This window comes from Snodgrassella alvi (assembly GCF_040741455.2).
Lineage (GTDB): Bacteria > Pseudomonadota > Gammaproteobacteria > Burkholderiales > Neisseriaceae > Snodgrassella > Snodgrassella alvi_E.
Map to the genome: position 1 here is coordinate 980,276 of NZ_CP160328.2, position 19,164 is coordinate 999,439.

The window sequence follows — 19,164 nt, forward strand, 5'->3', positions numbered from 1 at the left end:
AACAATCTCTACTAAATAATGAAGAATATAAATTAAATTTAAACATTTAATTAATTTTTAAACCATTGTTCATGAATGATACAATTCTGGCTATTAGGCTCAGGATTTGCTTTTTGAATTTTTATATGCATCGGCATAGGAACACAGTTACCAAAAACAACAGCTTCTCCAGGTACTGAAAGTTTAATTTTACTAGTTATATCATCTGATAAATATGGCAAAATAGCATTGATATAATTTATATCTCGCTCATTCAGGATGCGATGGATAATAAAATTACTGCACTGAGATAGCACTACTGGGGACAATTCGGATGGACGCTGTGAAGAAATCATCAAGTAAAGAGCGTATTTTCGTCCTTCTCTGGCAATTTTTTCAAAAATATTTTCCTTAAATTGATAACTTGAATCTTTTTTTATATACCGATGTGCTTCATCTAAAATTAAATGAATAGGATTTTCTCTTCGTTTAGAACCAACTTGTTTTTTTCTAAAATCAAACAAGATTCTGCATAAAATTGATGTCAAAATTTCAAGCGAATCTCTGGATAGTTCACTGGTATCAATTATAATCAAATTATTTCGCTCTTTTTCTGATCCTAACAACCACTCGATATACTTTTCTTCAACTTTAATTTCACAATTTTCTTCCCGCATAAACTGGAATTCTGGATCATTTAAAAAAACATTTAATCGTGTAATTAAAGTAGATGTGTATTCACCTATTCGGTTGTTACCAATTGATTTTTCTTTACTTAAACACAATTTAGTTGCAAAAATTAGACATTTATGAGAATAAAAAATATTTTTATTGAATTGTTTATTCATAGTATTTTCTACTTCTTCTTTTTCTTCTTTAGAATAAATTTTTTTTTGAATTTTTTCTAAAAATTCTTGAACTTGATTATCATTATTACCAAAGTTTACTGTACAGTTTGTTTTCAATTCCTCAATAGCACTTTTAATAACATTATAATCGGATTCACCTAAAATAGACTTAATTTCTCTCAAAATATCAAGAAAATCAATTGCCAAATTATTGACAATATTTATCATTTCAGTATCATTGAGGCCCCTTTTAAGTACATTAGAAACAAAATCGTAAATGTTATGAAAAAGATAAGTTTTAATAATATTATTATGTTCTTTATTTTCTGTAATAGCAGAATAAAATCTATAGCACTCATCTAATACTTTGGACCAAAATGGTCTTTGAGTAGCATCCGAAGCCATTAAAAAAGAACACCATTCATCTAAATTAAATAAAAAATAAGGCAAATAAAACTTATCATATTGATTTTTATCATCTTGATGAAGATTCGGTTTAAGGTAACGTATATTTATTTCAGAATAGCTAGTTTTTGGAAATGCATTTTTATATTCACCATTCACATCAAATAAAATTACACACGAACCTTTTGCAGAATATGAGGTTTTTTTATAAATCTCCTGAAATATGTGGGCAATAGTATTAGATTTACCACTGCCAGTGTTACCTAAGACTGCCATATGAATGTTAAACAACTTTGTTATATTCACGTTCATCTGATACTGAATTAAATTTTTACTTTCTCCTAAATAAATGTCATTATGGACAAAATGTTTACCATCCGCATAATCTACTTTACTCTCTAACTCGACTTCTTCAATACTTTTTAATATTGCTTCCAAATCTTCATGAGTAACTATACTTACATCATTATATAAAGTAGGAAAAATTCCTACTCCTAATGAAAATGATTTATTAATTTTTGTTCCAATAGGTTTAAGAATAAGTGAACGAATATTATTAGAATTAAAAGATGGATTTTTATCCAATTTATCTTCATCAAAAATGGAAACAACTTCACATATAAGCGTTTCACCAATAGAGTTATTAACTTTCAAATAACTCCCAATATTACCAAAATAATAAATTTTTCCTAATGAATTGATAACATTTCCAGTAATTTCAGCAGATATTTGCACTTTAAATTTATTATAATCAATGGCAACAATTTTTCCGATTATCATTTAAATTTCTCCTGCTTATTTGCTTTTAATTTTTTCTTTTTGTAGAGATTCGATGAATTGCTCCATCAAAGTCTTTTCTGGATTTATTTCAAAATCAGGCAATAATTTATTGACAATATAGTCAAAATAATGAATTTTTTTTTGTCCCGTTTCTCCATATACTTTATAAATTCTAGGATCATTTATTTTAGATAAAATATTATTTTCTTTATAATCTCCAAAGATTAGTATTGACAAATTAGCATTTGCGGCCAATGCCGAGTAAATAACATTATTTATGTGTTCATCACTAAAGCTATAGCCGATAATAATAAGTACATTTTGCGAGATTAATAATTTATCATGAAATTCACGAATTAAATCTGCAAAAGGTGAACCCAAACTTTTATTTTGCTTTAAAGGTGTAGGATAGATTAACACATTATTAGCAGGGACTTTCCGAGTATTAATTTTAATTTCTTTTATTTTAAAAAATGAATCTGTATCTTCTTCAACCCAATTTATTGAACCATGAAGCTTATATAAATAAACCATTTCTGCTATTGGCTCATATTTTTCTAAAGCCGTATCTATTTTTTTTGAAAAGGTATAGGTAAAGCGTGCAGGATTAAACGTTGAATTAACTCCACTACTAAATCCATTATTATAATTAAGATTCAATTCTGATATAGCTGTTTCATTAAACAAATCATTATTAGTAGTAAAGATATTTAATCTAGACTGATTTTTATTCCTAAATGCAAGTTTGTAATAAAAGGTCTTGTATAATTCTAATGTATCTTTTTTTGAATGAACATTCACATTAATTTCATTAAATATAAAGTTTTCTATTTGCTTAATTAATGAATTAATGTCTGGGCGAGGTGAATTTAATCCTTCAAGATAAAATCTTCCTGAATATAAAATACCCAATATGTTTTCTAAGTTTGCATTATTTTTTTTTAATTTCTTCCATAATTTCACATAACTCTTATCAGTTATTTTTCCATCTAATAATTCTAACATTCTTTTCATAGCTGGAATTGCCCCGGAACTCGTACCAGCACCCATCAAAACATTTAAATTTTTTGCATTAATCAAATCAGCTATTTTAAATTTAATTGTTTGAATTTTAAATTCAAAATCAGTAACTCCTTCAAGTAAATTTTTTGCCCCTTGTTCAAAGAAAATTTGATCAATCATCTTATTATCTCCCGTTAAATTCGTAATATTTGTTTACTGAGATTAAAACAAAACTTTTATATATTCTATTCTTTCTAAAATTTTTTCAGTTGTTGTGTTAATAATATTAAAACTTTCTCTTTCTTAAAATTTAATTTAAATCAATTTTTCTATGAATCTTGATTATTTATTTTAAAAATTAACTAGTAAAATATATTCTAGTTTTATGTACAATTTACGTTTTTTTCTTTATAAATTATGACTACAATTAACTTTTAGAAAATATGTTTTTTCTGGATATGTCTATTATTAAAATTAGCAATATAAATGTTTAATAATCAGACTTTTGCCATAAATTAATGCTTGATATTCTGGATATTAAATATGACCTTCTTACCCCCTATTATACAAATCGCCCGCAACTGCGGCATCCCCGAACAATACCTGATTCCTTACGGCCATGAAGTGGCCAAGGTAGATTTGAGGGTAATTCAGCCGGAAGCCAAGCAAGGCAAGCTGGTACTGGTGTCGGCAATTACACCAACGCCTTTGGGAGAAGGTAAAACGGTGACCACCATTGGGCTAAGTCAGGGGCTAAATTTTATTGGACAGAAAGCTATAGCCTGTATCCGTCAACCTAGTTTGGGACCGGTATTCGGGGTAAAAGGAGGTGCGGCTGGCGGTGGTAAGGCACAGGTGTTGCCGATGGAAAAGCTGAATCTGCATTTAACCGGTGATATTCACGCGATTACAGCTGCACATGATCTGGCTTCAGCAGCTTTGGACGCGCGTTTATATCATGAAGAACATCTGGGCGAAGATTTTACGGCACAAACTAAGCTGCCACGGCTGAATATTGATAAAAACCGTATTGTCTGGAAACGGGTGATTGACCATAACGACCGTGCTTTGCGGCGAATTAAGGTTGGTGTAGGTGGCGGTGCCAATGGTGTAGAACGCGAAGATGGGTTTGAGATTTCAGCCGCTTCAGAGCTGATGGCGATTCTGGCATTGGCGACAGATTTACAGGATATGCGCCAGCGTATTGGTCGCATTATTCTGGCTTATGATACGCAGGGCAAGCCAATTACCGCGGAGCAATTAGAGGTAGCCGGTGCAATGACGGTGCTACTGAAAGATGCTATTAATCCGAATCTGATGCAGACGGCAGAGCAGACACCAGTGCTGATTCATGCTGGCCCCTTTGCCAATATTGCCCATGGTAATTCTTCAGTACTGGCAGATAAGGTGGGATTGCAACTTGCTGATTATGTGGTTACTGAGGCAGGGTTTGGTTCGGATATGGGTATGGAGAAATTCTTTAATATCAAATATCGTCAGACCAGTGTGGCCCCATCCTGTGTGGTGCTGGTAGCCACAGTACGCAGTCTGAAATCCAATAGTGGGCGCTTTAATATTAAGCCGGGTCAGCCTTTGCCGGATGAAGTTAGCCAATGCAATGTGGCGCTTTTGGCAGAAGGCAGTGCCAATCTGGGCTGGCATATCCGCAATGCGAAAAGCTATGGTCTGCCAGTGATTGTGGCGATTAATCGTTTCCCTTATGACCATGAAGAAGAGCTAGAATATGTGCGCCAGTATGCACTGGAACAAGGTGCCAGTGCCTGTGAAATCAGTGAAGCGTTTACTCAGGGTGGAGCGGGTACGCAAGCTTTAGCCCGCCACGTGGTGGCGGCATGTGCACAGAATAATACAGTTACCCTGCCCTACGCGGACAGTATGCCACTGGAAGAAAAAATTCAAACTATGGCGAAGAAATATGGAGCACGGCAAGCAAATCTGTCGGAGCTGGCCCAACAGAATATGGCGGAAATCCGCCAACTCGGACTGGATCATTTGCCTTTGTGCATGGTGAAAACGCCGTTGTCTATCAGTGCTGATCCAAATTTAAAAAATGTGCCTACTGATTTTGATATCGATATTGCGCGCTTGCAGGTATCAGCCGGTGCAGGTTTTATTCGGGTGTATGCGGGTAATGTGATGACGATGCCCGGTCTGGGTACTTTACCGGCTTACCGTCAGATTGATATTGATGCTGAGGGTAATATAGTTGGTTTGCATTAATGTTGTCTTAGTCGAATAATATTCAGTTGTTTGATTAGTGTTATCAAAGCCACAGTGGTTACTATGCTGTTGTGGCTTTTTTATTTTGCGAATAATGAACAACAGGATGGTATTGTTCAGATAAATCTGAGTGAGGATTTCATCTTTTGTATCAAATAAGTATAAATTTTTAGATGTAGTTAAATTTAAAGATGGAATAAACATAACAGGTACAGTTTGGCCAATGACAAATCTATCCTGTTATGTTTTCAAATTAATGCTTAAGCCAGTGGTTTTAATAAAGCGTCAAAGGCATCAACAAATTGCTGCAAGCCTTCCTGTTGCAGTCTGCTGGCAAGTGATTCGAGGTTGATACCTAGTTGTTCGATTTCAATCAGTACGCTTTTGGCCTGCTGTACATCCTGAGTAAGGGTAGCTGCTGCGCGGCCGTGGTCAATAAATGCTTTCAGGGTATTGGCTGGTACTGTATTGATGGTATCTGCTCCGATAATGTTCTCTATATAGCAGACATCTGAATAAGCCGGATTTTTGGTGCCAGTAGAGGCCCAGAGCAATCGCAATGGTGCAGCCTGCTGTGCCGCCACATCGGTAAATTCACGGCTTTGAATAAATTCCTGCCATTCGGCATAAACGGTTTTAGCCAGTGCAATGGCGGTTTTTCCCTGTAAGGAAGCTGGCAAAGTGATATCCAGTGCACTATCAATGCGTGATAAGAAAAAGCTGGCCACTACTTGAATGCGGTTAACAGGCAGATTCTGTGCCAGTCGCTGGCGCAGGCCTGCTGCGTGTGCCTGCCATGCTTTCTGTAGCTGATCTTTGGAGAAAAGCAGGGTCAGGTTGACATTGATACCTTGTGCCACAAGTGTGGGTAAGGCTTGTATGCCACTATCTGTAGCAGGTACTTTTATCATGACATTGGGGCGTTCAAGCTGCTGCCAGAGGCGTACGGCTTCAGTAATGGTGGCCTGTGCATCATCGGCCAAATCAGGCGCCACTTCCAGACTGACCAATCCAGCTTTGCTATCACTACGTTTATACAGTGGCAGGCAAACATCACAGGCAGCCTGCACATCAGCCACTGCCAGCTGCTCGTAGCGCTGTTTTGGGGTGAGCGCTTGTTGTTTGAGGTGGTCGATGTCGCTCTGATACAGGCGGTCACCCGCGAAAGCTTTCTGAAAAATGGCCGGATTGGAAGTCACGCCACTGATACCGCTTTCCAGCATTTGTGCTAGCTCTCCCGACTGAATCAGACTCCTGGAAAGATTGTCCAGCCAAATCTGCTGTCCCAGTGTGTTGACTTGTGCTAATACGGCCATATTTATTCCTTGTGGTAAATATCTGTTAGATATGTTTTGTTAAGGTTAATCAATTGATTGAACCAGTTACGTTTACGTTGAGGTTTACTCTAACGAGGCTTGGCTATTTTGACAAGTTCCTGATGCAAACAAAATGACCGTTATCAGGTTATAATCAGGTTAAATTTGTTGTGTCTTTGTTTGCATTTTTCTGCTGCAGATGGTGTTATGAACATTCAGGATAAATATTTGGACTGGGGCAAAGAAGTATTTGCTATTGAAGAACAGGCTGTACGCGAAGTTGCAGCCAGTCTGGATGAGCATTTTACTGCGGCTGTGGCCACGATTCTGGATTGTCGTGGCCGTGTGATTGTCACCGGTATGGGTAAAAGTGGCCATATTGGGCGCAAAATTGCTGCTTCGATGGCATCTACGGGTACGCCTGCTTATTTTGTTCATCCGGCCGAGGCGGGACATGGCGATCTGGGTATGATTGTAGATGGCGATGTGTTGATTGCACTGTCCAACTCTGGTGAAAGTGAAGAAATCCTTGCTTTGATACCGGCAATCAAACGCAAACATGTACAGCTCATTTGCATCACCGGCAGAAATGATTCGAGTATGGCCAGACATGCTGATATACATGTGTGCGCTCATGTCTCACAGGAGGCTTGTCCATTGGGGCTGGCTCCAACGTCTAGCACAACAGCAGTAATGGTATTAGGAGACGCGTTGACGGTAGCTCTGCTACGGGCGCGCCAGTTTACGCCGGAAGATTTTGCACTGAGTCATCCGGCCGGTAGTCTGGGTAAACGGCTATTGTTGACAGTGGCAGACGTGATGCATGCAGGTCCGGAAATGCCGCTCGTTCAGGAAAATACTCTGTTGCGACAGGCAATCGTAACCATGAGCGAAAAAGGCTTGGGTATGCTGATTGTGATAGATAGTAACGGGCAACTTAGTGGTTTGTTTACAGATGGCGATTTACGCCGTCTGTTTCAAAGCAATCAGCAATTGCAAGACTGGGTGATGGCCGATGTGATGGGCCACGCACCAAAAACTATTACGGCGGATCGGCTAGCGACGGAAGCTTTAAAAACCATGCAGACAAACAAAGTTAATGGTCTGGTGGTGATTGATGAACTGAATCATCCTGTAGGCGCGCTGAATATGCATGATTTATTGCAGGCGCGTATTGTTTAGGCGCGTTGAGGAGTGATATTAAGGGTATGTTGATGAATGCAATGATGTCGGCTACTGCACGATTACAGGCTGCAAAGCAGATCAGGCTGTTTATTATGGATGTAGACGGTGTACTCACTGATGGCCGTATCTTTATCAGAGATAACGGAGAAGAAATCAAAGCATTCCATACTCTAGACGGGCATGGGCTGAAAATGCTGCACCGGCACGGAATTCAGACTGCCATTATAACCGGACGCGATGCCCCCTCGGTTGGCATTCGTGTTCAGCAACTGGGTATTAAGCATTACTTTAAAGGAATTTCTGATAAACGCAGTTGTTATCAGCAACTGCTGGAACAGCTGCAACTTTCAGAACAGCAATGCGCCTACATCGGAGATGATGTAGTGGATTTACCGGTGATGAAACACTGTGGTTTGGCCGTGGCTGTGCCAAATGCACATGCACTGGTATTACAGCATGCTGACTATGTCACTGAGGCTGCCGGCGGTGCTGGGGCAGTACGTGAAGTATGTGATTTACTGCTGGATGCACAAGGATTTATGGCAGCGGAAATGGCGGAGTATCTGGCATGAGTATGCTCCGTAGCCGCAGTAACTGGGCATTTCCGCTGATTCTGGCAGTGGCGCTTGGCGGTGTAAGTTTCTGGCTCGACCGCATTACTGAAGTTAAGACTGTGGAAATCCCGCTCAATCCTAAAGAACCGAAATACGTTATCAATACTATCCACGGTGAAAGATTTGATGATAAAGGCCAGCTGAGTGAATCCATCCAAGCCTCTGCTGCACGGCAGTTTCCTCAGCAGACGGTGATTTATATCGATAATCCCGATATGAGTCTGTACAAAAATGGTACTGAGTTGTACCGGATTCAAGCCAAGAGCGGCCAATATTACACCGACAGCCGTAAAGTAGATTTGCTTGGTCAAGTAAACTGGCTCAAACACCAAGTGGGTGATGAACCGGAAGGACATCTGCAAACGAGTATTTTACATGTAGATACTCAGACTCAGGTAATTAAAACTGATGCGTCGGTTGCGTACCGGTATGGTATGTCAAGTGGGACATCACAAGGTTTTGAATATGACAAACAGCGTGGTTTTTTAAATCTTCCCGCGCGTGTAAGGGCTATTATTTATGATCCGCATTCACATTAGTGGTAAAGTTCTAGCAGCCATGATGCTGCTGACTGGCAGCATGCCCCTCTGGGCTCTGGACAGTGACCGGCAACAACCAATACAGATTGAGGCTGATCAGGGCTCTCTGGACAAACAGAATCAGACAACGGTATTCACTGGTAATGTTAAGATGCGTCAGGGCACGATGTATATGAATGCTGCCCGTGTTACCGCCCACAAAGATAATGCCGGCAACCAAACCATCATTGCAGACGGCAAACCGGCAACTTTTGGTCAGCAGCTGGAAAAAGATGGCATGGTATTTGGTCACGGCGATAATGTCCATTACGAAAGCCAGAGTGGCATTGTTACTATTACAGGCAACGCTCAGGTAAACCGCGGGGGAGATATGGCTCGTGGTGCTGTGATTGTTTATAACACCAATACCGAGGTTTATACGGTGAAAAGCGCGCCTAAAGGGCGGGTACACGTGATTATCCAACCGCAACAGAAAAAGAAATAAGCCAATCCCATGAATGAAACTCCTACTGCGCCGCAAAGCCAGCTATGTGTCAGCGGCCTGAAAAAAAGTTTTAAACAGCGACAAGTAGTCAACGATGTTGCTTTGGAAGTAAACAGTGGTGAGGTAATCGGCTTACTGGGACCAAATGGTGCCGGTAAAACCACTAGCTTCTATATGATTGTGGGACTGATTGCAGCTGATGGTGGCTGCATCACGCTGGATGGTCAGGATATAACACATCGGCCGATTTACGAGCGCGCCCGTTTGGGTCTGGGTTATCTGCCGCAGGAAGCTTCGATTTTCCGTAAAATGACGGTAGCACAGAATATCAATGCAATTCTGGAAATCAGCTATCCGCCGGAAAAACGTGCAGAACAGCTGGAATTACTACTGGCAGACCTGCACATAGAACATTTACGTAATAATACTGCTCTTTCGCTGTCTGGTGGTGAACGCCGCCGTGCAGAGATTGCACGGGTGTTGGCGATGAATCCGCGCTTTATTCTGCTGGATGAACCATTCGCCGGAGTAGACCCAATTGCACTGATAGATATTCAGAATCTGATTTCTTTCCTGAAACAACGCGGTATCGGCACCCTGATTACCGACCACAATGTACGTGAAACACTACGTATCTGTGACCGAGCTTATATTATCAATCAGGGTAGCGTTCTGGCTTCCGGCGTACCGGAGGAGCTGGTTAATAATGAGCAGGTACGCGCTGTTTATTTAGGTGAGCATTTCGAGTATTAGGTGCGTATGCAAAAGCCTGCCGCTCAACTCAAACTCAATCTTACCAATCGTCTTAGCCCTAGACTGCAACAATCTTTACAGGTGTTGCAATTATCTGCACTGGAATTACAGGAACTGGTATCAGGCTGGTTGGCTGATAACCCTTTTCTGGAAGAAATTGAAAATTCAGCTGAAGATATTAGCCCTCAGACTCAATATGTACAGCCACCTCAACATGGCTTTATACAAAATGAAAGCGATATCTGGGAAACGCTGGCAGATGAACCCGATATGTATACGCTGCTGCGCCGGCAGGTATGCGAGTTTGATTTAGATGTAGACACAGCAGCACAAGTTTATTTTTTGATTGATAATTTAAATGAACAGGGATATCTGGATTGCAGTCTAACTGACCTTGTAGAAAATTCACCACTGGAATGGCGGCTGGATGAAACCGAGCTTGCTCATGCTCTTTCTATTCTGCAACAGTTTGAACCAGCCGGTGTGGGCGCACGTAATTTGCAGGAATCACTACTATTGCAGGTGGATAACCTGCCAGACTCCCACGATGCAAATAAAAAAAACATTCAAAACTGTGCACGGTTACTAATCAGCGACTATTTCGGACAATGGCTAAGTACCCATCAATTCAAACAGCTATGCCGGCAACTACCACAGTTTTCTACCGCCACACTCGAAGCAGCCTGCAAACTGATTGGCTGCCTCAACCCTTTCCCCTGTTATGGTTTACCAGACGGCCACGGTATTCTGGCAATACGCCCAGATATGGAAGTATTTGCTGATAACAATGGCTGCTGGCAGATTCGTATTTTGCGTAATGCGTTTCCTCAATTGCGGATTGAGCCAGCTGCGGAAGATTTGTTACAACAGCCGCATCCGGAAATAGATATCATGTGTAAAAACAAGTGGCAGGAAGCTCAAACTTGTCTACATAGTCTGCAGATGCGCAAAAACACCCTGCAACGTCTGGGAGAATGGATTGTGCAGCAACAGCAGGATTTTTTCAGTTTCGGTTCGCTAGCTTTGGTTCCGTTAACCATTAAGGAAACGGCACAGACACTTGAGCTTGCAGAAAGTACCATTTCCCGCGCCATTAATCAGAAATACCTTACTTGCTCTCAGGGTGTTTTTCCTCTGCGGTATTTTTTCAGCCAATCTGTAGCCGCAACGGATGATGGTGCAGGCAACAGCCAAACAGCAATTAAATCTTTGCTGCAAAGCATGATAAACGAAGAAGATGCAAAGCATCCCTATTCTGACGCCTATCTGGTCAGCCAGCTAGCCAAGCAAGGAATTAAACTGGCGCGGCGTACAGTGGCAAAATATCGTGAGGCCTTGAAAATTCCGCCGGCGCACCAACGTAAAGTAAAGTTTAAGAATTACTAATTAACTGTTTACCTTCTTTAAAATTTGTTTGGTCTTCACTAAAACCCTTTTATTAAAAGGAGTCAGGCTATGAATCTTAAATTTGTTGGACAGAATCTGGATGTAACCCCTGCTTTAAAGGATTACACACTAAACAAGCTAGAACGCATTAGCCGCCACGCGGATCAGGTAATCAGTGCCACCGTTACATTTTCAGTACTAAAAGTTCAGAAAAAAGCAGAAATCAATTTACATCTTTCGGGCAAGGACATTCATATTGATTGTGTAGACAATGATATGTATGCAGCTATTGACTGTCTTATGGATAAACTAGATCGCGCCGTGATTAAATATAAGGAGAAAAAGCAGCCTTCCCGTGAGACACCAGAAATCGTGGCTGACACTATTAAAGAAACAGACTAGCTGGCCGCCCCTCTTTCTCTATCAGAAAACTGCATTATTGTTAATAATGCAGTTTTTCCACCAGACTGTCTTCTCACTGATATAATTAATACAGTAATAATATATTGTTGACTTTCTATACATTCGCCAGCAATATAGCAATATAATGAAGAGTTAATACACACGATAAATCTATTTTCTTACAAAGAGGCATATATATGAAATCTAAAATGAAAACATTAGCTGTAATAGCCGCAGTAGCAGCATCTCTTTCTGCCTGTGCAGATATGACTCCGGCTCAGCGTCACACTGCCGAAGGTGCAGTAGTAGGTGGTATAGCTGGTAACCTGATGGGCAAAGACACAGGTGCCACCTTAGGTGGTGCTGCATTGGGCGGCGTAATTGGCAGCCAGATTAAATAAGCAAGTACGAAATGGATAAAGCCTGCTGTTCTAGCAGGCTTTTTTTATATTCTGACAAATTCAGATTATTCTGGTTCAGGAAGTTCAATTTTGCTGATGCGTACTCTTTCCAGCCGATGTCCGTCCTTGCTTAAAACCTCAAAACGATAACCGGCATAATCAATGGTATCCCCCGCATCCGGAATATCCTGCATTTCTTCCATTATCAGTCCGGCTACTGTGTGATATTCGGCATCTTCCGGCAAAGTTGGCAAATGCAGATGCTGAGCCAATATTGCATATTCAAGGCTGCCATCTACCGTGACACTTTTGTCAGCATTTTGCTGAATACTTGGCGCATCAGCACGCTCATACTCTTCTGGAAAATCACCGGCAATGGTTTCCATTAAATCCTTCATGCTCACAAGTCCGAGTACGGCACCAAATTCATCCACCACCAGTGCAATATCGGCACTGCGTGAGCGGAACAATTCCATGGCATCCAGCACAGTACTGCTGTCTGGTAAAACCAGTGGTTGACGCAGTGCGGCCTGTATATTCAGTGCTTCACCTTTGAGTAGCTGATTCAGAAGATCTTTTTTATTAACAAAACCCAGCGGTTCATCAATACCGGCTTTGCCAACCACCACCAGTCTTGAAAAAGGTGTGTCTTGTAACTGCTGATGCTGCTGCTCACGCGTTTGCGATAAATCCAGCCGCTCGATATCACTGCGCGGCGTCATCACACCCATGATGGGGCGCTCAGCCAGCGTCAGCACACTCCGAATCATGGATTTCTCATTTTCTTCGAAATGCTCATCATCTTCGGTTGGGGTACCATTCTTGGCCAGCTCCTTTTCACGCAGCCCCATCATACCCAGCACACTGTCTGCGGTACGGTAGCGCCACGAACGGCCGATCATATCGTTACGACGGGTATTTCGCGTAGAAATCTGGTTGAAAATCTCAATTAGTATGGAGAAAGCAATGGCCGCATACAAATAGCCTTTGGGAATTTCAAAATGTAGACCTTCTGCAATCAGACTGAAGCCAATCATCAGCAAAAAACCAAGACATAACATCACCACAGTAGGATGACGGTTTACAAACTCGGTAAGCGGACCACTAGCCCATATCATCATCCCCATCGCGATTATCACAGCCATCATAGCCACAGTGATATGTTGTACCATCGCGACAGCAGTAATCACAGAATCAAGTGAAAAGACTGCGTCCAGTACCACTATTTGTAAAACCACACTCCAGAAACTGGCATAGACAGCCACATTGGTAATCGAAGCCATAGCGGTATGGCCTTCAAGGCGTTCATGTAACTCAGTGGTGGCCTTGTACAGCAAAAACAATCCACCGCCGAACATAATTAAGTCCTTAACCGATATACCAAAACCTCCGATATGCACAAACGGCTTCGTCAGGGTGATGATAAATGACATCAGTGCCAGCATCACAATCCGTATCAGTACGGCTAGAGTAAGGCCGGCGATACGAGCATGGTCACGCTGTTTCGGACTGGCTTTATTCGCCAAAATAGCCACAAATACCAGATTGTCGACACCTAAAACAATTTCCAGAATTACTAGGGTAATTAGTCCCACCCACGTGGCCGGTTCTCCCAACCAGCTAAAATCCATTTTCTTTTCCTATACGTTAAACGGAAACAGGCAGCCTGCTGCACGAGCAAAGCTGCCTGAAAATCAGAGAAAACCAGTCTACACGCACACTCTTGCGGCCCGAGACCCCGTCTTTCATCTGAACATTTCCTAAAAATAAACTTCTTATCAGTTTAGCAGTATGCAACAAAAAATCAAGTACCACACCATTAATCCGGCGTTAACATCTGTTTTCGAAGCCGAATCAGACTTAAAAACATGGTATGCTACAGCCTTATTTTCATATTTTGTCACTCATGAATCTGTTTCGTCACGCCCGTTTCTATACTACTGTTAATCATTTAAAAGACCTGCCAGACACACCTGCAGAAATCGCTTTTGTTGGCCGAAGCAATGCAGGCAAATCCAGCGCCATTAATACTCTCACTAACCACACGCGTCTGGCCTACGTTTCCAAAACGCCAGGACGTACGCAACATATAAACTTTTTCGAACTGACAAACGGCGGGTATATGGTAGATTTACCCGGCTACGGATATGCTCAGGTACCAGAAGCAGTACGCAGACACTGGGTCAGTTTACTGGGAGATTATCTACAGACACGGACTCAGCTTATTGGGCTAATTCTAATTATGGATGCACGCCATCCTCTGAAAGAGCTAGACAAACAGATGCTGGATTTTTTCGCCGTAACCAATCGTCCCGTGCATATTCTTTTATCCAAGGCTGATAAATTATCCAAAAATGAGCAAATTAAAACTTTAGCCTGTGTCAGAAAAGCGTTACAACCATACATTGTTCGCCAGCAAGTTTCGGTACAACTTTTTTCCAGCCTAAAAAAGCAAGGTATGGAGGAAGTTAATCAGATTGCTGCAAGCTGGTTTGCTCAGAATGCTACCCTGCCAGCAATTGAAACCGAAACACCTGCCTCCAAGGCAGGCAAGTAATTGATGTGCTTCAAGACAAACTTACACTAAAGCTAGAAAATTCTTCAGCTCAACCAGAAATATTAAGCAATTAGACACAAAGCCGGATAAAGACTGTTACTTTATCCGGCTTAATTTTTCAGTAATATATTATCAACTTTTATTCTTCTGTCGATTCCGGTTTCTACTTGGTGTAAATTTAGGCAGCAAAAAATGCATACTCAGGCCTTTTGGCTGTTGATTATCTGCGTATATCTTGCCATGGTGGCGATCAATAATATGTTTGGTTAGAGCCAGACCAAGCCCCGTTCCTGGCTTATTGGCACTGCTGTCCGCCCGATAAAAAGCAGTAAAAATATGCGGCAGCTGGTTTTCAGCAACCCCCGGACCATTATCACTAATATCCACCTGCCATTGCTGCTTACCGCCCTCATGCAGATGAATTTTGATTTCACTACCATCTGGGCTGTAATTTATTGCATTACGAACAACATTATCAAAGGCGCGGTACAAATAGCTTTCGTTTGCCTTCACCATTGCCGTATCCGGAATATCACACTGCCAAGATAAAGTCTGTTGATGTTGCATAGCTACCGCTTGATTGTCTTCAACAATCTGCTTGATAACTGGCACCAAGGCTAGCGGTTCCAGCGTTATAGGTAAATCAGACGTTTCCAGTCGAGACAGAGTGAGTAGTTCACCAACCAGCAAATCCATACGTCCAAGTTCACTTTCCAGCCGCTGTAAATGCTGTTCTTGCTTCTGTGGCTGTACCTGTATCAAGCCAATAATTGCCTGCATGCGAGCCAGTGGCGAACGCATTTCATGCGAAACGTGATGCAGCAAATGGCGTTCTTTTTCCACCAGCTTTTGCAATTTATCCGCCATATTGTCAAATTGCACTGCCAATGAATAAAGTTCATCACGTCGTTCTGATAGCTGATGTGACACACGTGTCTGTAGATTGCCATGAGCCAGCCGATCCATACCCCGCCACAACACACGAATTGGCTGGGTAATATTATTGGCCAAAATATATGCCGTAAGCAGACCAACAATAATAATAAAGCTGAGAATTATAAATTCGTGCCAAACCGGTGCAATCGGCAAACCGGGAATAAAAAACGGGCTAGGCGGACGTGGTGTACGCTCATGATTCCAGCCGCGAATCATAAACAGATATTCCTCGCCAAGAGAATTATAGGATATCTGCACCAGTTTTGAATTAGGATGCGACAAGGCAAACTCATGAGCCTTATCAATGTCCTCAGGGTCTATAGGACGGCCAAGAATATCATTTTTGTTATCACCGGTAATAACATAAAGATTTTCACCGCCCGGACTGTTTCCCCATTCCAACAATTGCTCACGAATACCGGCATCACCACGTGCTTGAAAGGCATTCATGGTACTGCTGAGCAAATTTTCTTCAAAATTTCGCTGTTGCTTGAAGCGGGTCTCAGCAAGCGTATTCTGCACCAGCCAAAAAGAAGAGCTGGCCACAAAAATCGCACAAACAATCACTGCGCAGAATGTAGCAAATATACGGGGAAACAGTTTCATAATTTAAAACAGGCTGTTTAACAACAGCCTGTATTCTGGTTCAGTTTTTAACAAACAGATAACCCAGACCACGTACAGTCTGAATCAGACTAGCATTGCCCAGCTTATGCCGGATACTAGAAATATGTACATCAATACTGCGGTCAAATTTGGCCAGTTTTCGATCCAGCGCTTCCAAAGACAAAGTTTCCTTACTTACCACTTGTCCTGCGTGGCGCATTAGTACTTCAAGCAGATTGAATTCTGTGCTGGTCAGCTCTAGTGGTTCTTCATCAATGGTAACCTGACGTTTGGCCGGATACAGCACCACCCCACTGGCTGAAATACTGTTAGGAATTCCATTCTGATCATTGTCTTGACTCTGGTGTGTACGACGTAAAATGGCATTGATTCGAGCCAATAATTCGCGAGGCTGGCAGGGTTTTGGTACATAATCGTCTGCACCCATTTCCAGACCTATAATTCGATCAATATCGTCGCCTTTAGCAGTCAACATAATAATTGGAATCTTACTTTGTACACGTACCGTTTTCAGCACATCCAAACCGTTCATTTTCGGCATCATGGAATCCAATACCACCACATCGTACTGACCAGTTAAAATTTCTTTCACACCTGCTTCGCCATCGGCAACACGACTCACTTCCAGCCCTTCAGCTGTCAAATATTCTGTGAGTAACTCTGTCAACAAATTATCGTCATCTATTAATAACACACGATTCATATCATCCTCCTAAATGGAAGTGCACATTCTGTATTGACTACAGACGTATTTACTATATTTACACTTGATATCTTAACATGTAGGTTGGAATTATCTTTACAATAGCAAGGCTTTTGCTCACTTTTTCATTAAAAACCACAATGTTAAATATCTGTCTGAACACTACATACAATTCATTTTCAGCGCACTTTGCTGCTGATATTTCAGACAATCCTGCTGCATTTGTTGTATTGCTGCGACGGAATATGGTTGATTTCTGATTCTGCTTATAAAACTAGGAATCATTCCGGGATAGTAATGACTTACCTCTGTAAACCAGTCATGAGCAGCCGTTTTTTGCTGTGCCTGCTCAAGGTAAAGTCCACGTATAAATGTGTTGCTGTAAGGTCGATATCTTCCCGCCAACAATGCCGCTTGTTTACCACATAATGGTAAAAAAGAATCAGTAACATTCAGTTTTTCGATAACAGCCATGTCAACATAATAACGCATAAAGTACATATGCTTACGCAAATTATGCAATCTGCTCATTTGCTCAGCCTGCGCTATCTGACCATTAGCACGAACTTTTAAAAATTGTTGATACAGCAGCATTTGCCAGATCATCATCAACATGGCGATTAAAGCCAGAATCGCTCCAGCCTGATTGGAGAACTTAGAAACAGGCCGACAGGATTTTGTTAATTGAGCGCTCGTAATCGGTGTCAATGCCATAAATAGAACAAATATAGCAAGAAAATAGCTATACCAAAGCGGATATTCCAACATACTGTGGCATAAAGAAACCAATATCATACTTACTAAAACAATTGAAGCCGGATTAAATCCCTTGCGTAGATGTGGCCAGATCACCAAAGCAAAACAAGCCAACACAATTAACAGACCAGTAACACCGGTTTCTGCCAATAGCTGTAACACCAGATTGTGGCAGTGTGTAAATAGCACCGTGTTTTCATATTGGCGGAAACCATTCGGATACACATCTGCAATTGCAAATCCCTGATAGGCATAGCTACCCCAGCCATAACCAAACCATGGGGCACTTTTAAAAATTAACCATGCCTTATGCCACTCCATATGGCGCCCTGACTGAGCAAACCCACCCTGCTCCAGCCGAGCAGTACCAGACTGAAAACTAATATGAAGAAAAAAATCAAACAGTGGGCTCAATACCAGTTGAAACAGCAATACCAAGCCAATGGCAATAGCCAGTTTCATTAAAAAACGATTAGCAGCAGAACCCGCACGCCAACGCCAGAAAAACAGTGATAACCCGATAACCAGCACATACAGAATAATCGTACGAGAACCAATCAGCCCCATTACACCGGTAAACCAAAATAGCAATGGCCACACCACCCATTTCGGCAGGCGTCGCTGTTGCCACAAAAAACACAAAGCCAGCACGCCCCACATCAGGTAATGTCCTAGATGATTGCGCTGAGCTAGCTGACCATAAATATAATGATTTCCTGGTCCACGCAATATTCCCGGAATCCAGCTATTTACACCCACAAACTGCATTAAACATACTAGAGACTGTAATAGCACCCCCAGTACCAACGCCATAGCCAAAATCGTAACAGCCTGAGTCTGGCCGATGCGAATAACCCATCCACGCGCCGCCCAAGCAAGTATAGCCATTACCACAAAAACTAATGCGGTCAGGTCGGACTGACTAGCATATGTAAGATTCATTACTCGTGCCTGAATCACAAGCAATAGTGCCAACACCAACAGTACAATACTACTGTTGGGCAATGAAAATTTGGTTTTGCGAGTCAGTACCGTCAGCCCAGCAAGACATAGCACAAAAAATAATGTTCCTGTTTCCAGATAAAAACTAGACAGGGTACCCACGCGCCAGCTCGACATAAACGGCACAATGCACAGCGACAACATTCCCAACCACCAGACCCATGTAGCAGAGCGGTAAATATTCGAACACGAATCAATTGGCGACTGATCCATACAATTCTCCATCGAACAACGTCGTTAACTGTCTT

Annotated in this window: 17 protein-coding genes; 10 read left to right on the plus strand and 7 right to left on the minus strand. The window is 41.6% G+C overall.

Annotated elements, in window-relative coordinates; all coding sequences use genetic code 11:
• Nucleotides 1-50 precede the first annotated feature (50 nt).
• Nucleotides 51-2,012 carry an ATP-binding protein gene (locus ABU615_RS04470; RefSeq protein ID WP_370389279.1) on the minus strand — a complete coding sequence of 654 codons (1,962 nt, stop codon included), beginning with the start codon at nucleotides 2,010-2,012 and terminating at the stop codon, nucleotides 51-53.
• A gap of 15 nt (nucleotides 2,013-2,027) precedes the next feature.
• A complete protein-coding gene (locus ABU615_RS04475; protein ID WP_370389280.1) occupies nucleotides 2,028-3,194 on the minus strand; it encodes an SIR2 family protein in 1,167 nt (388 codons plus the stop codon).
• A 363-nt stretch (nucleotides 3,195-3,557) separates the two neighbouring features.
• Here ABU615_RS04475 and ABU615_RS04480 point away from each other — a divergent pair, with 363 nt between their 5' ends.
• Nucleotides 3,558-5,255 (plus strand): formate--tetrahydrofolate ligase, encoded by a 1,698-nt coding sequence (locus tag ABU615_RS04480; RefSeq protein WP_370389281.1) that lies wholly within the window; start codon nucleotides 3,558-3,560, stop codon nucleotides 5,253-5,255.
• A 260-nt stretch (nucleotides 5,256-5,515) separates the two neighbouring features.
• Here ABU615_RS04480 and tal read toward each other — a convergent pair whose 3' ends face one another.
• Nucleotides 5,516-6,571 (minus strand): transaldolase, encoded by a 1,056-nt coding sequence (gene tal, locus ABU615_RS04485; RefSeq protein ID WP_370389282.1) that lies wholly within the window; start codon nucleotides 6,569-6,571, stop codon nucleotides 5,516-5,518.
• A 207-nt stretch (nucleotides 6,572-6,778) separates the two neighbouring features.
• Between tal and ABU615_RS04490 the strand changes: the two genes are divergently transcribed.
• The 8 genes from ABU615_RS04490 to ABU615_RS04525 all read left to right on the plus strand — a co-directional run bounded on the left by ABU615_RS04490 (nucleotide 6,779) and on the right by ABU615_RS04525 (nucleotide 12,335).
• Entirely contained in the window at nucleotides 6,779-7,753 is a 975-nt protein-coding gene (locus tag ABU615_RS04490) for a KpsF/GutQ family sugar-phosphate isomerase (protein ID WP_367487117.1), read from the plus strand.
• Nucleotides 7,754-7,794: 41 nt separating this feature from the next.
• Nucleotides 7,795-8,328, plus strand: coding sequence for a 3-deoxy-manno-octulosonate-8-phosphatase KdsC (gene kdsC / locus ABU615_RS04495; RefSeq protein ID WP_100140540.1), 534 nt, complete (start codon nucleotides 7,795-7,797; stop codon nucleotides 8,326-8,328).
• Entirely contained in the window at nucleotides 8,325-8,909 is a 585-nt protein-coding gene (gene lptC, locus ABU615_RS04500; RefSeq protein ID WP_367487114.1) for an LPS export ABC transporter periplasmic protein LptC, read from the plus strand. The genes kdsC and lptC overlap by 4 nt, the downstream gene beginning before the upstream one ends.
• A gap of 19 nt (nucleotides 8,910-8,928) precedes the next feature.
• Nucleotides 8,929-9,393 carry a lipopolysaccharide transport periplasmic protein LptA gene (gene lptA / locus ABU615_RS04505; protein WP_370387856.1) on the plus strand — a complete coding sequence of 155 codons (465 nt, stop codon included), beginning with the start codon at nucleotides 8,929-8,931 and terminating at the stop codon, nucleotides 9,391-9,393.
• A 9-nt stretch (nucleotides 9,394-9,402) separates the two neighbouring features.
• Nucleotides 9,403-10,146: an LPS export ABC transporter ATP-binding protein gene (lptB, locus tag ABU615_RS04510; RefSeq protein ID WP_100140416.1), complete on the plus strand. Its 744-nt coding sequence runs from the start codon at nucleotides 9,403-9,405 to the stop codon at nucleotides 10,144-10,146.
• A 6-nt stretch (nucleotides 10,147-10,152) separates the two neighbouring features.
• Nucleotides 10,153-11,532 (plus strand): RNA polymerase factor sigma-54, encoded by a 1,380-nt coding sequence (gene rpoN / locus ABU615_RS04515; RefSeq protein ID WP_370389283.1) that lies wholly within the window; start codon nucleotides 10,153-10,155, stop codon nucleotides 11,530-11,532.
• Between the two features lie 69 nt (nucleotides 11,533-11,601).
• Nucleotides 11,602-11,934 carry a ribosome hibernation-promoting factor, HPF/YfiA family gene (hpf, locus tag ABU615_RS04520; protein ID WP_100140417.1) on the plus strand — a complete coding sequence of 111 codons (333 nt, stop codon included), beginning with the start codon at nucleotides 11,602-11,604 and terminating at the stop codon, nucleotides 11,932-11,934.
• Nucleotides 11,935-12,143: 209 nt separating this feature from the next.
• Nucleotides 12,144-12,335 (plus strand): glycine zipper 2TM domain-containing protein, encoded by a 192-nt coding sequence (locus tag ABU615_RS04525; RefSeq protein ID WP_267404226.1) that lies wholly within the window; start codon nucleotides 12,144-12,146, stop codon nucleotides 12,333-12,335.
• A 65-nt stretch (nucleotides 12,336-12,400) separates the two neighbouring features.
• On the opposite strand, the gene ABU615_RS04530 is transcribed toward ABU615_RS04525, so the two are convergent.
• Entirely contained in the window at nucleotides 12,401-13,966 is a 1,566-nt protein-coding gene (locus tag ABU615_RS04530; protein WP_370389284.1) for a TerC family protein, read from the minus strand.
• Nucleotides 13,967-14,241: 275 nt separating this feature from the next.
• Between ABU615_RS04530 and yihA the strand changes: the two genes are divergently transcribed.
• Nucleotides 14,242-14,892, plus strand: coding sequence for a ribosome biogenesis GTP-binding protein YihA/YsxC (gene yihA, locus ABU615_RS04535; RefSeq protein WP_370389346.1), 651 nt, complete (start codon nucleotides 14,242-14,244; stop codon nucleotides 14,890-14,892).
• Nucleotides 14,893-15,024: 132 nt separating this feature from the next.
• Here the strand turns inward: yihA and ABU615_RS04540 are convergent, their stop codons facing one another.
• From ABU615_RS04540 to ABU615_RS04550, 3 genes are all read right to left on the minus strand, one after another.
• The gene (locus ABU615_RS04540) at nucleotides 15,025-16,434 is read right to left on the minus strand and encodes a cell wall metabolism sensor histidine kinase WalK (protein ID WP_100140420.1); all 1,410 of its coding nucleotides are present in this window, start codon (nucleotides 16,432-16,434) and stop codon (nucleotides 15,025-15,027) included.
• Between the two features lie 40 nt (nucleotides 16,435-16,474).
• Nucleotides 16,475-17,158, minus strand: coding sequence for a response regulator transcription factor (locus ABU615_RS04545; RefSeq protein WP_100140421.1), 684 nt, complete (start codon nucleotides 17,156-17,158; stop codon nucleotides 16,475-16,477).
• Between the two features lie 162 nt (nucleotides 17,159-17,320).
• Nucleotides 17,321-19,129 (minus strand): Wzy polymerase domain-containing protein, encoded by a 1,809-nt coding sequence (locus ABU615_RS04550; RefSeq protein ID WP_370389285.1) that lies wholly within the window; start codon nucleotides 19,127-19,129, stop codon nucleotides 17,321-17,323.
• Nucleotides 19,130-19,164 lie beyond the last annotated feature (35 nt).

Bases quoted from the DNA above. Each gene is read 5' to 3' on its own strand.
- ABU615_RS04470 (WP_370389279.1), bottom strand. From the start codon at position 2,012: ATGATAATCGGAAAAATTGTTGCCATTGATTATAATAAATTTAAAGTG.
- ABU615_RS04475 (WP_370389280.1), bottom strand. From the start codon at position 3,194: ATGATTGATCAAATTTTCTTTGAACAAGGGGCAAAAAATTTACTTGAA.
- ABU615_RS04480 (WP_370389281.1), top strand. From the start codon at position 3,558: ATGACCTTCTTACCCCCTATTATACAAATCGCCCGCAACTGCGGCATC.
- tal (WP_370389282.1), bottom strand. From the start codon at position 6,571: ATGGCCGTATTAGCACAAGTCAACACACTGGGACAGCAGATTTGGCTG.
- ABU615_RS04490 (WP_367487117.1), top strand. From the start codon at position 6,779: ATGAACATTCAGGATAAATATTTGGACTGGGGCAAAGAAGTATTTGCT.
- kdsC (WP_100140540.1), top strand. From the start codon at position 7,795: ATGATGTCGGCTACTGCACGATTACAGGCTGCAAAGCAGATCAGGCTG.
- lptC (WP_367487114.1), top strand. From the start codon at position 8,325: ATGAGTATGCTCCGTAGCCGCAGTAACTGGGCATTTCCGCTGATTCTG.
- lptA (WP_370387856.1), top strand. From the start codon at position 8,929: ATGATGCTGCTGACTGGCAGCATGCCCCTCTGGGCTCTGGACAGTGAC.
- lptB (WP_100140416.1), top strand. From the start codon at position 9,403: ATGAATGAAACTCCTACTGCGCCGCAAAGCCAGCTATGTGTCAGCGGC.
- rpoN (WP_370389283.1), top strand. From the start codon at position 10,153: ATGCAAAAGCCTGCCGCTCAACTCAAACTCAATCTTACCAATCGTCTT.
- hpf (WP_100140417.1), top strand. From the start codon at position 11,602: ATGAATCTTAAATTTGTTGGACAGAATCTGGATGTAACCCCTGCTTTA.
- ABU615_RS04525 (WP_267404226.1), top strand. From the start codon at position 12,144: ATGAAAACATTAGCTGTAATAGCCGCAGTAGCAGCATCTCTTTCTGCC.
- ABU615_RS04530 (WP_370389284.1), bottom strand. From the start codon at position 13,966: ATGGATTTTAGCTGGTTGGGAGAACCGGCCACGTGGGTGGGACTAATT.
- yihA (WP_370389346.1), top strand. From the start codon at position 14,242: ATGAATCTGTTTCGTCACGCCCGTTTCTATACTACTGTTAATCATTTA.
- ABU615_RS04540 (WP_100140420.1), bottom strand. From the start codon at position 16,434: ATGAAACTGTTTCCCCGTATATTTGCTACATTCTGCGCAGTGATTGTT.
- ABU615_RS04545 (WP_100140421.1), bottom strand. From the start codon at position 17,158: ATGAATCGTGTGTTATTAATAGATGACGATAATTTGTTGACAGAGTTA.
- ABU615_RS04550 (WP_370389285.1), bottom strand. From the start codon at position 19,129: ATGGATCAGTCGCCAATTGATTCGTGTTCGAATATTTACCGCTCTGCT.